Annotated in this window: 14 protein-coding genes and 1 pseudogene; 13 read left to right on the top strand and 2 right to left on the bottom strand. The window is 46.9% G+C overall.

What is annotated here, in order from left to right; all coding sequences use genetic code 11:
* Positions 1–364 precede the first annotated feature (364 nt).
* From Psfp_RS02510 to Psfp_RS02475, 8 genes are all read left to right on the top strand, one after another.
* Complete coding sequence (locus tag Psfp_RS02510) at positions 365–625, top strand: IreB family regulatory phosphoprotein (RefSeq protein WP_134216972.1); 261 nt, start codon at positions 365–367, stop codon at positions 623–625.
* Between the two features lie 24 nt (positions 626–649).
* Positions 650–1,597 carry an aldo/keto reductase gene (locus Psfp_RS02505; RefSeq protein ID WP_134216971.1) on the top strand — a complete coding sequence of 316 codons (948 nt, stop codon included), beginning with the start codon at positions 650–652 and terminating at the stop codon, positions 1,595–1,597.
* Complete coding sequence (ruvX, locus tag Psfp_RS02500; RefSeq protein WP_134216970.1) at positions 1,597–2,016, top strand: Holliday junction resolvase RuvX; 420 nt, start codon at positions 1,597–1,599, stop codon at positions 2,014–2,016. The genes Psfp_RS02505 and ruvX overlap by 1 nt, the downstream gene beginning before the upstream one ends.
* A 97-nt stretch (positions 2,017–2,113) precedes the next feature.
* Positions 2,114–2,377 (top strand): DUF1292 domain-containing protein, encoded by a 264-nt coding sequence (locus Psfp_RS02495; RefSeq protein WP_134216969.1) that lies wholly within the window; start codon positions 2,114–2,116, stop codon positions 2,375–2,377.
* Positions 2,378–2,450: 73 nt separating this feature from the next.
* On the top strand, positions 2,451–4,010 hold the full coding sequence (locus Psfp_RS02490) for a VanW family protein (protein WP_134216968.1): 1,560 nt from the start codon (positions 2,451–2,453) through the stop codon (positions 4,008–4,010).
* A 258-nt stretch (positions 4,011–4,268) separates the two neighbouring features.
* Entirely contained in the window at positions 4,269–5,324 is a 1,056-nt protein-coding gene (mltG, locus tag Psfp_RS02485; RefSeq protein ID WP_134216967.1) for an endolytic transglycosylase MltG, read from the top strand.
* Entirely contained in the window at positions 5,321–6,532 is a 1,212-nt protein-coding gene (locus tag Psfp_RS02480) for a U32 family peptidase (RefSeq protein WP_134216966.1), read from the top strand. The genes mltG and Psfp_RS02480 overlap by 4 nt, the downstream gene beginning before the upstream one ends.
* Before the next feature lie 61 nt (positions 6,533–6,593).
* Positions 6,594–8,297, top strand: coding sequence for a penicillin-binding transpeptidase domain-containing protein (locus Psfp_RS02475; protein WP_134216965.1), 1,704 nt, complete (start codon positions 6,594–6,596; stop codon positions 8,295–8,297).
* A gap of 71 nt (positions 8,298–8,368) precedes the next feature.
* On the opposite strand, the pseudogene Psfp_RS02470 reads toward Psfp_RS02475, so the two are convergent.
* Together Psfp_RS02470 and Psfp_RS02465 are read right to left on the bottom strand one after the other, a co-directional pair.
* A pseudogene (locus tag Psfp_RS02470) lies at positions 8,369–8,551 on the bottom strand (glutaredoxin domain-containing protein); the annotation flags it as partial.
* A 40-nt stretch (positions 8,552–8,591) separates the two neighbouring features.
* Positions 8,592–8,777 carry a hypothetical protein gene (locus Psfp_RS02465; RefSeq protein ID WP_134216963.1) on the bottom strand — a complete coding sequence of 62 codons (186 nt, stop codon included), beginning with the start codon at positions 8,775–8,777 and terminating at the stop codon, positions 8,592–8,594.
* A 61-nt stretch (positions 8,778–8,838) separates the two neighbouring features.
* Between Psfp_RS02465 and Psfp_RS02460 the strand changes: the two genes are divergently transcribed.
* From Psfp_RS02460 to Psfp_RS02440, 5 genes are all read left to right on the top strand, one after another.
* On the top strand, positions 8,839–10,305 hold the full coding sequence (locus Psfp_RS02460; RefSeq protein WP_134216962.1) for a nucleoside-diphosphate sugar epimerase/dehydratase: 1,467 nt from the start codon (positions 8,839–8,841) through the stop codon (positions 10,303–10,305).
* The gene (locus Psfp_RS02455; protein ID WP_134216961.1) at positions 10,305–11,651 is read left to right on the top strand and encodes a nucleotide sugar dehydrogenase; all 1,347 of its coding nucleotides are present in this window, start codon (positions 10,305–10,307) and stop codon (positions 11,649–11,651) included. Before Psfp_RS02460 ends, Psfp_RS02455 begins: the two co-directional genes overlap by 1 nt.
* Before the next feature lie 674 nt (positions 11,652–12,325).
* Positions 12,326–12,979 carry a hypothetical protein gene (locus Psfp_RS02450; protein ID WP_192895236.1) on the top strand — a complete coding sequence of 218 codons (654 nt, stop codon included), beginning with the start codon at positions 12,326–12,328 and terminating at the stop codon, positions 12,977–12,979.
* Between the two features lie 32 nt (positions 12,980–13,011).
* Entirely contained in the window at positions 13,012–14,088 is a 1,077-nt protein-coding gene (locus tag Psfp_RS02445) for a glucose-1-phosphate thymidylyltransferase (RefSeq protein ID WP_243120434.1), read from the top strand.
* On the top strand, positions 14,085–14,567 hold the full coding sequence (locus tag Psfp_RS02440; protein ID WP_243120433.1) for a dTDP-4-dehydrorhamnose 3,5-epimerase family protein: 483 nt from the start codon (positions 14,085–14,087) through the stop codon (positions 14,565–14,567). Before Psfp_RS02445 ends, Psfp_RS02440 begins: the two co-directional genes overlap by 4 nt.
* The last annotated feature ends 4 nt before the right edge of the window (positions 14,568–14,571 follow it).

The following is a 14,571-nucleotide window of genomic DNA, read 5'->3' as shown; positions in this document are numbered from 1 at the left end:
GAAAAAAATTTTGACCACTACTAAGAAATAAAAAAATTACTCACTTTTTTAAAATACAAAAAAGCTTGAACACCTTGCAAACACAGGGCTTTCAAGCTTTTTATATTTTTTAACTGTCAAAGATGAGATATTACTTTAAACAGGACGTACAATCATCTTTTAAAGTAGATTTTAAGAATGAAGGAAAAGAAATAATGCTGGAGAATATTAATAATAATTGATTACTTTTGCCAAAACGGTAATTTTGGTCTATGATAAAACTAGTTATCAACCAGTGAAGTCACTGCTGTTGTAAAAGTAAATAAATGCTACTATCCGGTCGTTTTGTTTTAGTATTAATAAAGTTTTGGAAGGTGGTCTACCTATGTCCTGGGATGTATCAGAAGAAACCATGATGTTTAAGGTCCAGGCCGAAGAAGTTAACCAGGCCAGGGATATCCTTCATCAGGTCCATGAAGCGTTAAAAGAGAAGGGATATAATCCGATCAACCAGCTTGTGGGGTATCTTTTATCAGGGGATCCGGCGTATATAACCAGCCATGGCAACGCCCGCAGCTTGATCCGGCGGCTTGAGCGCGATGAAATCCTTGAGGAACTTGTCAAAAGCTACCTGGAAAAAAAGTAAGGCGTTTAGGGGAGATGTCGGGAGTTGCAATATAGATATCTGGCAAGGACCGGTATGCGAGTATCCCGGCTTTGTTTTGGGGCGCTGACTATCGGTCCGCTCCAGGCCAACCTACCCCTGGTTGAAGGAGCCCGCATTATCCGTACGGCTCTGGAAGCAGGGGTGAATTTTATTGATACGGCTGAACTTTACCGCACTTATAGTTATATTCGTGAAGCAATCCGGGGTTACCAGGGAGAAGTCATCATTGCGTCGAAATGTTACGCCTACACCTCGCAGGGGATGCAAGACAGCCTGGAACTTGCGCTAAGGGAGCTTAAAAGGGACTACATCGATATTTTCATGCTCCATGAGCAGGAGTCAATTTTGACCATCCGGGGGCATTGGGAGGCTATTGAGTACCTTTCGCAGGCCAAAAAAAAGGGTTTGGTCCGGGCCATCGGTATCTCCACCCATCATGTGGAGGGGGTATTGGGAGCGGCCTCGGTTCCCGAGATAGAAATAATCCAACCCCTCGTTAACTTATCAGGTATCGGTATCAAGGGAGGAAACATCCAGGACATGCTGGCGGCCATACACAATGCGGCAGAAGCAGGTAAAGGGTTGTATGGGATGAAAGCGCTGGGCGGTGGAAACCTATTGGAAAGGCCTGAGGAAGCCTTTGCTTTTATCCTATCCATCCCGGAATTTGCTTCGGTCGCGGTAGGAATGAGCACTGAGGAGGAAGTGGCCTATAACACTTGTCTTTTCAGCGGGAAGGCGGTGCCGGAAAAAATTAAATCTTTAGTCAGACGCCAACCCAGGCGGCTGCACATTGAGGAGTATTGCTGCGGGTGTGGAGAGTGTTTGGCCAAATGCTCCTCCGGGGCTTTGCGGTTAAACGAGGGTAAGGCGGTTGTGGACCACCAGCTTTGCACTCGCTGTGGTTATTGCAGCCCGTTGTGTCCAGATTTCTGTATAAAGGTGATATAATGCGTATTTTAGGGATTGATTTGGGTGATAAGAAGATTGGACTGGCTTTGAGCGACCCTATGGGGTGGACTGCCCAGGGGCTTGAGGTTATAAACAGCAAAGGATCTATTGAGGCCGACATCGCTAAAATCAAGGAATACGTGGAGCGCTATGAGGTCGAAAAGGTAATTGTTGGTCTGCCCTTGAACATGGACGGCAGCTCCGGCCCGCGCGCCGAGAAAGCAAGGTCTTTTGCAGCCCGGATGGGCAAGAAATTGAAGGTAGCAGTTGAAATGACCGATGAGCGTTTGACCACGGTAGCTGCCGAGAAGCTTTTGATAGAGGCCGACTTGAGCAGGACCAGGCGCAGGCAGGTAATTGACAAGATGGCCGCGGTGTTAATTTTACAAAGCTATCTTGACTTAAAAGCGGCCAAATAAAACAAAATAAATACCGAACTGAGCTAAAACGGGAATTCTTGACAGGTAGACTGATTTAATATAAAATGAGCTATAAACTTTAGAAGAGGTGGATATAGTGACCGAACAAGAAGAAGTTATCACCCTGGTCGATGAAGAAGGGGCGGAACATGACTTTACAGTCGTTGATATCATAAATGTTGACGGATCTGAATATGCTATCCTGCTGCCGGTTGAGGAAGAAAATGACGAAGCAATCATTCTCAAGTTTACCCATGATGATGAAGGTAATGAACTCCTGGTAGATATTGAGGATGACGAGGAATGGGAAAAAGTAGCAGACGCCTGGGAAGAGATGCTGACTGAGGAAGAAGTGGAGTAATTCTCAAATACAATGTGCTGGTTGCGGGTTAACCCACAGTCCGGCTTTTTTTATGGATGAAGGGTGATTCGTTGTGTCCGCTAAAAGTGACCGGATACTATATGGCCTCATCATAGCTGCTGTGTTTATACTGCCCCTGGTTTTATTTGGCTCGGGCTTTTTTCGCTCTGCCACGGAAAGGGTTCTACCGGGGGTTGAAGTATTGGGTGTTCAACTGGGAGGACTGACGAAGGCTGAAGGAGTAACCAGGCTGGGTGAAGTAGAGAAAACTCTGCGGGCTTCCAGGGTGGTCCTGCGCTATCAGGACCGGACATGGAACTTATTGCTGAATGAGGTTGGTTTCAATCTCAACGAAGAAGCGGTGATGGATGCCGCGCTGCAGGCCGGCAGAAGCGGGTCGCTATATAAGCGCTGGCAGGAAAAGAAGCAGTTTCAAAAAACGGGTCTGGCGCTTTCGCCTGTTTTTGAATATGACCGGGAAAAGCTGTCCTCCCAAGTCGGGGAACTGGCCGATGAGATCATTGTCGAACCGGTTGACGCCACTTTTAGGGTAAACAGCAATGATACGGTTTCTATAGTGCCCGCCAAAGACGGTATTGGGGTGGATCTGGACCGCCTGGAAAAAGATATTAATAATTTTCTGGGGGCAGGCTTGAAGCAAGAGGTTAACCTCACGCTGATTCCGGTAGCCCCCTCCCGTTCGACCGATTTTGTCGAGTCTATGAAGGTTGACGGGCTTCTGTCCAGGTATACCACAGCATTTGACCCCTCTAAAACAAGTCGGAGTTATAATGTCAGCGTTGCAGCCCAGGCCTTTGACGAGCTGTTGATTATGCCGGGGCATGAGGTATCCTTTAATAAAGTGGTCGGGCCGCGCAGTACGGAGGCGGGCTATAAGAATGCTCCGGTGATCGTCAACAATGAATTTGTCGACGGGCCCGGCGGTGGTGTGTGCCAGGTTTCTACAACGCTTTATAACTGCATCCTCCTGGCCAACCTGGACATCATAGAACGATCCAGTCACTCTCTGCCTGTTTCATATGTACCTATCGGGCGTGACGCCACGGTGGTTTATGATGCCATTGACATGAAATTCAGGAACAATACAGACAGCTACCTGTATATAAAGTCCTATGTGTCAGGTGGGCAGCTTACCATTAAAATTTATGGCAATACCAAGTTTAAAAGAGATGTCACAGTTAACTCATGGATTATCCGGGAGATTGAACCCCAGGTAATTTATGAAACTGACGCCAGCCTGCCGAAAGGCGAAGAAGTCGTCAAGCAGGAAGGTTCCAAGGGGTTCATAGCTGCTGCTGAACGAGTTGTAAGGCTGAAGGGCGTGGTGGAAAAAAGAGAAAGACTTCCGTCCAGTGACTACAACCCGGTTAACAAGATTATTGCTGTTGGGACGGCAGTGCAGTCTGTACCTCAGATAGCTCCTTCTACTCCGTCACCGTCCGGCCCTCCAAAGGGAGGACAAGACGCTGTTCCAATCAACAATAATGGCGGGAGCAACATAAACAGTACTGCGAATCCGGCCATTCCCACGTCCGCTACCGGGCGCGGCATCACGGCCGGCGGGCCGGCTTCCACTAGTACCGTTAACACTCCGGGAACAACAGGAATATAAAAACTAACCTGAGAGCATTTCGGCCGCTAATGTTGCTTAAATGCAGGTGCGAATTCATTTTCATATATAGGCGTCGTCGCCATGGCAGTATGGGGAATTATCCTGATCATCATACGTGGTGCCGCTGGCGGCTTGGGCAACTACACTGAGAATAAACTTGCTGACTGGCCTTAAAATTTGGGATGCGAATTAACTAAGCACAATGAGCTGTTTATTATATTATAATTGGCCATGCAGGCATGTTAAACCGGAGCGATCATGAGATTTTCTGGCAGCAAGCCTAAAAATAAATCAAAAGCAAATAAAGTGGTAGTCCTTTACCGTTATGCGGTCCTAAGCCTGGCAGGTACATTTTGTCTTGCCTTTTTTTTTGTTCTGGTCATGCTGTCCCCGGTTTCATCCAAGGATGAGTCAAAAGAAATAGTGGTGGCCATACCCCAACAGGCAACCGCCGGAATGGTCGGAGAAATATTGAAAAAAGAGGGACTGGTGCGCAGTTCTTTAGCGTTCAGGCTATATACCCGGTGGAAGAGTATGGACAGCGGCATTAAGGCAGGTCAATACCGGTTGAGCAGTGCACTATCCACGCCTCAAATAATTATGGAACTGGTGGATGGACGTTTAGCCGTCCAGTCCATTACCATACCTGAAGGGCTTAACACTGCTCAGGTGGCAGATTTGCTTGCTGCGAAAGGGCTGGTCAACCGGGAGAAGTTTATTTCCGTAGTGGCCAACCAGGAATTTCCTTATAGTTTTCTTAGCAGGGCGCCTGAAGGAGATAAGCGTCTGGAAGGCTATCTTTTCCCCGATACTTATAACTTCAACATCGGCGACAGTGAAAGCGCAATAGTTGAAACCATGTTAAAGCGCTTTCAACGGGAGATAGATGAACTAGGATTCGCGGCTTTAGCTGAAAGAAACGGGATGACCCTGCATCAGGCTGTCACCATTGCTTCCCTGGTGGAAAGGGAAGCCAAGGCTGATGAAGAAAGGCCATTAATCGCCGGGGTTATTTATAACCGGCTTAAAATTTCGATGCCTCTTCAGATAGACGCCACCATCCAGTATGCGCTGGGTGAGAACAAGCCTGAAATATATTATAAGGATCTGGAAGTTGATTCACCGTACAACACCTACAAAAATTATGGGCTCCCACCGGGCCCCATCGCCATGCCCGGCAGGCCCTCGCTCCTGGCCGCCGTTAACCCGGCAGACACGGATTATCTTTATTATGTCGCCAAACCCGATGGCTATCACGCTTTTGCCACCACACTGGCGCAGCATAATGTCAATAAGGAGATGTACCAGCGGTGATTGAACTTTTAGCCCCGGCGGGTGATTTGGAAAAGTTGAAAATTGCCATTCTCTATGGCGCCGATGCCGTCTACCTCGGTGGGCGGCATTTTGGCTTGAGGGCTGGCGCAGGCAATTTTGAGCACGATGATCTGGTCGAAGGAGTACGCTTTGCGCATGCGCATGGCGCAAAAGTTTACGTGACCGTAAACATATTTGCCCATAACCAGGACCTGGAGCTTATTCCCGGTTACCTGGGGTCAATCGTGGAAGCAGGGGTGGACGGGGTAATTATGTCCGACCCGGGTCTGGTGGATCTGTCCAGGACTTTGTATCCGGACCTGCCGGTCCACCTCAGCACCCAGGCCAACACTACCAACTGGGCTGCCGCCAGGTTTTGGCAGAGGATGGGAGTATCCCGCATTGTTCTGGCCCGTGAGCTGTCCCTGGATGAAATTAAAGAAATCATTGAACGAGTGCCGGTCGACCTGGAGGTATTTGTCCATGGCGCCATGTGCATGGCTTATTCCGGCCGTTGCCTGCTCAGTAATTATCTTACCGGCAGGGACGCCAACCGTGGTGATTGTGCCCAATCCTGCCGCTGGCAGTACGCGCTGCTGGAGGAAAAAAGGCCTGGCGAATTTATCCCTGTTGAGGAAGACACCAGGGGTACCTACATCTTAAGCTCACGAGACCTCTGCCTGATTGAGCATATTCCAGAACTCATCGAGGCTGGAGTCAAGAGTTTTAAAATAGAAGGCCGGATGAAAAGCGCCAACTACGTGGCAGGTGTCGTGAAGGCCTACCGTGCGGCGCTGGACGCCTACCAAAAGGACCCGCACAGCTACCGTTTTGATCCAGCCTGGCTGGAGGATATCAGCAAGGTCAGCCACCGCAATTACACTACCGGCTTTATGTTTGGGAACCCCGGCGCTTCCGGTCAGCATTACGGGGCAGGCGTCTACCGGAGGAGCCATATATTCGCGGGACTGGTCAGGGAATACGAACCTCGCACGGGTTTGGCTCTGGTGGAACAGCGGAACCGGTTTGCCGTGGGGGACCTGTTGGAGGTAATGGTTCCAAGGGGTAATGACTTTGTTCAAAAAGCAGCAGAGATAATAGACGATGAAGGCAGGCTGGTTGAGGCTGCCCCTCATCCCAGGCAGCTGGTGCGGATTCCTTTTGACCGGCCTGTGCCGCCCTATGCCATAATCAGAAGAATTGTATAAAATTAGCCATAACCGGCCATGCTAATGCCAAATGCCCTGAAGTGAGAAGGGACTGCAGATTGTGGATCTTTTAAGGCAGAAGAGGCTGGTAAATCTTTTTATCCTGTTAATAGTTTGTTTTTTAGCGTTAGCGGGGCGGCTATGGTATGTCCAGGTCAGGCAGGGCGCCCTGTATTCCGGTCTGGCCCTGGAACAGGTGAGTCGCTGGGTCCCCTTGGAGGAAACAGCCAGGGGCGAAATTTTGGACCGGAATTTAATACCCTTAACCGGAACAAAAGAAGAAAACAGAATTATTATTTTCCCCGACGCTGTGGGTGACAAAGCAGAGGTCTCCCGCGGTCTGGCCGAAATCCTGGGGATTGACACTGCTCTTGTCTCGGGTTATCTGCAGGGAGAGCCCTGTACTCTACCCTTTCTTCCTACGCCTGTGCAGGCCTCTTCCATTCAAAACAGGGGCTGGACAGGCGTGATGGTCTTTCCGGTGAAGTTTCGTTATGGGGACCGCCAGCTGGCCGCACAAGTCATCGGCCATGTGGGGAAGATTTCTTCCTGGCAGGAATTTGTGGACCTTTCGAAACAGAGCAGAAAGTTGTACCATTTCGGTGACCTGGTCGGGAAAGCCGGCCTGGAAAAATATTATGAAGGAGCCTTAAAAGGCTCCTGGCCGCAGAAAGCTGTCCGGGTATTTGCAGACGCCCGGGGCAACCTTTTGGGCGGGCCGGGTTTTTTAGTTGATGAAAGGGCTGGGGACAGCGGCCGGCAGGATCTGGTGCTTACTTTGGATGCCCGAATCCAAGAGATTGTAGAGGACGTTATGGACAGGAAGGTTGGTAAAGGCGCGGTAGTGGTGATGGAAGCCGGTTCAGGTGATATCCTGGCTTTGGCCAGCCGCCCCGGATTTAATCCGGAGCATCTTGAGGACAATGGCGCTTTAGCCGGCGGCAATTATTTTGACCACTGTACTGCTCTATATCAACCCGGTTCCATATTTAAGATTGTGGTTGCCACCGCCGCCCTTGAGGAAGGAATTTTTACCCCCGCCAGCCGTTTTGAGTGTACAGGGGAAAAGGACCAGTTGGTGCCCTGCTGGAAGAAGGAAGGTCATGGAGAACTTGATTTCAGGCAGGCTTTTGCCGAGTCCTGCAACCCGGTTTTTGCCAGGGTTGGCTTGGAATTAGGGGCAGGCAAAGTAATTGAGTATGCCAGGCGCCTGGGATTAGATAACCAGTCCATAGGTGGTTACCCGGCGCCAGCCGACCCCCGCCAGGATTTAAACCTTATAGCGGCTCCCTATAACCTGGCGGGTTGCAGTGTGGGCCAGGGTCCTGTCCTGGTCACCCCGATCCAGATAGCTGCCATGACCAATGCTATTCTTACGGATGGAATGTACCAGGAGCCTCGCCTGGTAAAGGAGATTCGTAACGGCACAGGAAAAGGTGAACAGGTGGCCCCGCCGGAGGAAGTTAGAGCAATGTCCCCGTCGACAGCCGGGGTAATGCGCTCGCTTCTGGAGGAAGTTACCGCCAAGGGTTCCGGCCAGGAAGCTATGGTTCCTGTAAACGGCAGCGCCGGCAAGACGGGTTCGGCTCAGATTGCGAACAATGAAGGGCTGGTAAACGCCTGGTTTACAGGTTACGCTCCGCTTACACAAGCCCGCTATATCATAACTGTTCTCGTTGAGGATGGCGAGAGCGGCAGTAAATCGGCGGCTCCCGTATTCAAGGAGATCATGGAGCAAATATTGGCGCTGCCTGATACTTTTTAATTGTAAAATACGTTGACCTTGTCATGAGTTATCTAATACTCTAACTCGAAAAAGCCCTCATAGGGCTTTTTTTATGTGATGAGCTTATCTAATTTGTTCTTATCAAATCCTACCACAGCCTGGCTTCCCACTAAGACAGTAGGAACGGCCATACGGCCAGTTTTTTTAATCATTTCATCCCTGGCCTTTTCGTCCGCGGCAACATTTAATTCCGTGTATTTTACTCCTCTTTGTGAAAGAAACTCTTTCACGTGGCTGCAATGAGGTCAGGTAGGAGTGGTATAAACAGTAACATTATTTTCCATTGTTATCCTCCAGTTGTTTTTTTTTAGTATTAGCAATGGTCAAAGAAGTATACACTGTTCCAGGATATACCACCTGTTTCAGATCTTCAGGGCCGATACTTCCATTGCAAAGAAGACTAACGGAACGACGGGAGTTGGTGTTTGATGTTAATACCCCGTTTTTGGCTGTAACCATATATCTTGATCCCCCATATCATGAAATAAATGTATGCAGAAGGAATAGAAGGAGTTTAATAATGGTTGAAGAGAGGGCAGAAGCGGCTAGGGTAAATAAGCCGGTTTTAATCGTTGGGGCTGGTGTGGCGGGTGGAGTAGTGGCAGAAATCTTGACCAAAAGACAAAACAGCGATTATAAGCCTGTTGGCTTCGTGGACGACGACATAAGTAAGCAAAGGCAAAGCATACATGGTTTACCTGTCTTAGGATGCCGCAAAGACATCCCCACCCTTGTTAACCGATATAACATCAGCGAGATTATTATTGCTATACCCTCCGCAGCGGGGCGAGTAATCAGCCAGATTGTTGAAATCAGTCAGACGAGCAAAGCGCGGCTAAAGATATTACCTGGTTTTTATGACTTCATAACGGGAAGGATAGGAATAGGTCATATTCGGGACATCGAGATGAATGATCTTCTTTTGCGGGAGCCGGTGTCCCTGGATATAGGAAAAATTGCACAGTATTTAACAGGTCAGAATGTGCTGATTACTGGAGCGGGTGGTTCCATAGGTTCTGAATTGTGCCTTCAAGTCGCTAAATTTTCACCTGGAGAGCTTATTTTACTGGGGCGTGGAGAAAACAGCATATATGAAATCGAGTCAAAATTAAAAGAAAAGTTTCCAAGTTTATGTTTTAAAACAGAAATTGCTGATATTAAAGACAGTGTTCGCATGAAAAAAATATTTGATAAATACCGCCCAAAAGTAGCATATCACGCTGCTGCTCACAAACATGTCCGTTTTATGGAGAAATTTCCCGGCGAAGCGGTAAAGAATAATATTATTGGAACGCAAATTGTAGCTGAAGCAGCTTATCTGGCTGGAACTGATATATTTGTCATGCTTTCCACAGACAAAGCAGTAAATCCTACCAGTATCATGGGCGCAACAAAGCGTGTGGCGGAAATGGTTATTCAGGGGATGAATGTCAGGGGTGGAACTCGTTATGTCGCTGTCCGTTTTGGCAATGTTTTGGGAAGCAGGGGGAGTGTTATCCCTTTGTTTAAAAGACAAATTGCAAGGGGTGGCCCATTAACAATAACACATCCGGATATGGTCCGTTATTTTATGACTACGCTGGAAGCAACGCAACTAGTTATCCAGGCCGGTGTAATGGCAAAAGGGGGAGAAATCTTTGTATTAGATATGGGTCAGCCTGTTAAGATTCTCGATTTAGCTAAAAAACTTATTAGGTTATCGGGTTACGAGCCTGAAAAAGATATAAAGTTGCTTTTTACTGGAATATCCCCGGGAGAAAAGTTGGAGGAACAGCTGCTTGCAGAAAATGAAAAGCCCGTACCCACCAGTCATCAACGTATTTTTGCTGTTAGTGGTTGCAAGCTGGATTCTGCCAAAGTGAATGCTTTTATGAATACCATTACAAACCCGGAGTTTTCATTTCAAGAAGAAAAAGTAATTGGTTTATTGCAAGATGTATTACCTGGTTTTAGAAAAGCAAGTTGTCTTGGGGATGGTGTCTGCTGATGAAAGTTTTAGAAGACCGTGGAGAGAGCTTAGCAAGAATAATAATAGAAAAAATTATAAAGCGTGAGACTAGTGTCGCTGTAGTCGGCCTGGGTTATGTTGGTTTGCCGATGGCTGTGGAACAGGCGAAAGCAGGCTTTTTGGTAACAGGAATTGATAAAGATATCAGTAAAGTCGAACAGATCAACAATGGAAAAAGTTATATCCCCGATATTCCAGATGATGTGCTTAAAAACCTTGTGGAAAATGGACGCCTAAGGGCGAGCCATTTATACAATCTGCTTAATACAGTTGATATTATCATTATTTGTGTTCCAACTCCCCTAAAAATGATGAAACAACCGGACCTGTCTTATGTCCTTACTGTTACCAGAGAAATAGCCGGCCATTTAAAACCAGGGCAATTGATATCTCTGGAAAGCACCACTTTTCCAGGAACAACCCAGGAGGTGGTCCTGCCGATCCTGGAGTCTACCGGCCTAAAAGCAGGAATAGATTTCTTTTTGGCGTTTTCCCCCGAAAGAGTGGATCCCGGCAATAAAAGTTTCAAACCGGAGGATATATCAAAAGTCGTTGGTGGAGTCACTGCTCTATGTCATGAGGTGGCGTGTGTTTTTTACAACCAAATAATTAAACATGTTGTTCCGGTTACGTCAACTGACGTTGCTGAAATGACAAAAATATTTGAAAACACATATAGAGCGGTTAATATTGCTCTGGTTAACGAGTTTATGCTCTTATGCGACAGGATGGGGCTTGATATGTGGGAGGTTGTAGATGCTGCCGCCACCAAGCCTTTTGGTATCCAATCATTTTATCCCGGACCCGGTGTGGGAGGGCATTGTATTCCAGTTGATCCGTTGTATCTTGCCTGGAAGGCCCTGGATTATGATTTTAGGCTTCGTTTTATCGACCTCGCCGAGGAAGTAAATAATCAAGCCACGGATTATGTAATTAACAAATTGGTCAGATTACTCAATCAGCACAAAAAGTGCCTGAATGATTCAAGAATTCTGGTTCTGGGTGTAGCTTATAAAAAGGACATTGATGATATCAGGGAATCGCCTGCTATCAAAATTATAAGTTCGCTCCAGAAAAATCATGCTGATGTGGTTTATCACGACCCATATGTACCGAAATTCAAAATGCCTGGCAAGAATGGGATATACCTTGAGAATATGGATCTGTCGGTGGAAGAAATAAACAGAGCGGATTGTGTTCTGATTTTAACCGACCACACCTGTCTCGATTATCAATGGGTTGTCGACAACGCCAGGATTATTCTGGACGCGCGAAATGCAACAAAATTAGTACAAAGAGGCAAAGAAAAAATCACAAAAATCTAAATCAATAAGGGGGTGGTTATATTAAATTATTGCTGTATATTTTAGTCCCGGCCGGCATCATAGCAGGCGCTTTAACAAACGAAAATTTGCTTATGATACCATTATTGTTGGTAATTAGCGCGGCAATTTTATTGCTTGCCGGAATCCACCATGTACCCGTATCAGACAGAAAATTTTTGTTTCTTCTGGCGCTTGGCGCCTTATTGTTCAGGTTAATCTTTATTGTATCAACCCATTGCTTTGAAACTTCCTTTATTCAATATGTTAAAACCTCGGATGCGATTTATTACGAGCAAATAGGCAGGTTAATCGCCGAAGCCTGGCATAACGGCACGCATCTGGACATCAATAAAAATAATTTTGGCTATCAATACTGGAATGGCATTATTTACTACTTTGCCGGGTTTAAGCCTGACTTGGTAATTATTATTAACAGTATCGCCTCTGTGTGCATCGGATTGAATCTATATTTTATTGCCTTGAAGCTCAGCGGCTCTAAAGCGGCAAAAATCAGCTATGCGCTGGCTATTTATTATCCGTCCGCCATCCTTTGGTCCTCTTTAAACTTGAAGGATAGCCTGGTCATATTTTTGATTACGTTAATTGTAAGGCATACCCTTGAATTGATTGAGGAGTATAAACTGGGAAGGCTACTATTGATATCGTTGTTATTAATGGCGCTGGTTACAATGAGATTTTACGCAGGTATTTTAATTGCAGTCTGTATCGCCCTTTCTTATATTTTTGCAGCTTCGAAATTTCCCTGGCTGCAAAGAATAGCGTATTCGTTTGCCATCGTGATCATAGCCGGATTTGTTTTGCAGCAAATGGGATACGGTTTTATGGGCACAGATTATATTTTAAGCCAGAACTTTGAAACCATAGGTGAACAGCATCAAAATGCCGCTTATGGAGAAGGGGCTTTTGCCGAAGACGTTCAGTTTGATTCGTTTTTTGACGCATTAAAATATTTACCCATTGGCGTATTCTATTTTTTGTTTGCCCCTTTTCCCTGGCAATCAATTGGTGCCATACGTATCCTGGCAGTACCTGAAATGATCTTTTTGTACTTTTTATACAGTTATTTTATAGCAGGGTTTAAACAACTTTGGAGGACGCAACGAGGGGCATGTTTGTTTCTATTGCTTTTTATTTTAACTTTTGGTTTGATTTACAGCCTGGGCTCCGCCAATATAGGCGGTATTTACCGTGTTCGGCTGCAGGTAATAATGGTAGCTTTACTTTTTATCAGTGAAGGTATGCAAAAAAGTTGGGCCTTAAATAAGATATTTGGCCGGTTTACCAAGAAAAATTATCTTATGAGCTAACATGTTTATAGCTATCACGTAAATAATCGGGAGTGTTTCGTTTGAAGGCTCTTATTTTATGCGGTGGAAAGGGAACACGTCTGCGGCCGCTGACCCATACCATGGCAAAACAGCTTATTCCGGTAGCGAATAAACCCATCATACAAATTGTGATTGAACAGGTCCGCGACGCGGGTATTAGTGATATAGGGATTGTTATCTCCCCCGAAACCGGGGAGCAGGTGCGAAAGGCTATAGGAAACGGCGCGCGCTGGGATGCCACCATTAATTATATTCTACAAAACGAGCCTGGGGGACTCGCCCATGCGGTAAAATCGGCAAGGCTTTTCCTGGAGGACTACCCGTTTCTTATGTTCTTAGGTGACAATTTGATTCAGGGTGGAGTCAGTCAATCAGTAAAGGATTTTAATAACTCGTCAAATGAAGCCATGATCCACTTAAAGGAGGTCGCCAACCCGTGTCAGTTCGGAGTTGCCGTACTTGGCGACAATAAGCAGGTTGTAAGGCTTATAGAAAAGCCGGCAGAACCGCCCAGCAATCTGGCCATGGTGGGCATATATCTTTTTCGACCGGCTATCCACAGCGCTATAGACAGGATTCAACCATCCTGGCGCGGGGAGCTGGAAATAACGGACGCCATACAGGCGATGCTTGAATCAGGTAATCCTGTTGAGGCCAAAATTTTGGAAGGATGGTGGCTGGATACGGGTAAAAAGGACGACATCCTGGAAGCAAACCGTGTGGTTCTGGACGAATATACCCGACCCGTAAGCAACGGGCAGGTGGACCAGAACAGCAGGGTTGTGGGAAGGGTTGCGATCGGCAGCGGGAGCAAGGTTGTAAATAGCGTCATTCGCGGGCCGGCAGTGATCGGTGAAAATGTGATGATAGAAAATTCCTTTATTGGACCATATACTGCATTAGGCAATGAGAGCGTGCTTGAAAATGTAAGCATTGAGCATTCCGTTGTCCTTAGCAACTGCTGCCTGAAGGATGTAGAGAGAATTGAGGATAGCCTTATCGGCAACAACACCAGGGTTAGCCGGGTTATGGGCCAGCGCAAGGCCGTCCGTATATTCCTTGGTGATGATTCGGAAGTATTGATTTGAGACTGGAGGTGTACACCATCAAATTTATTGAAGGCGTAGAGGTAAGGAGCCTAAAGGCAGTACCCGACGAAAGAGGCTTTCTGATGGAGATGCTGCGCTGTGATTGGCCTGAATTTATGAAATTCTCCCAGGCTTATATAACCGCCTGCTATCCGGGGGTAGTTAAGGCCTGGCATTATCATAAATTGCAGTGGGACCACTTTGTCTGCATATCCGGCATGGCAAGAACGGTCCTCTGTGACCTGCGTGACGGAAGCCCAACCAATGGGTTGGTTAACGTGTTCCATTTAGGTTCTCTCAATCCGGTATTATTGAAGATCCCCCCCATGGTTTACCATGGTTTCGCGGCGGAGGGGAACGAAACCTCGCTTATCGTGAATTTCCCAACAGAATTGTATAATTACAGCCAACCCGACGAGTATCGCCTGCCGTATAATGATCCTTCAATTCCGTATTTGTGGGAGGATATCAACAGGTGAGAGT

This window comes from Pelotomaculum sp. FP (assembly GCF_004369245.1).
GTDB lineage: Bacteria > Bacillota > Desulfotomaculia > Desulfotomaculales > Pelotomaculaceae > Pelotomaculum_C > Pelotomaculum_C schinkii.
The sequence above is the reverse complement of the archived record's forward strand: the minus strand, read 5'-3'. Positions and strand labels throughout refer to the sequence as shown.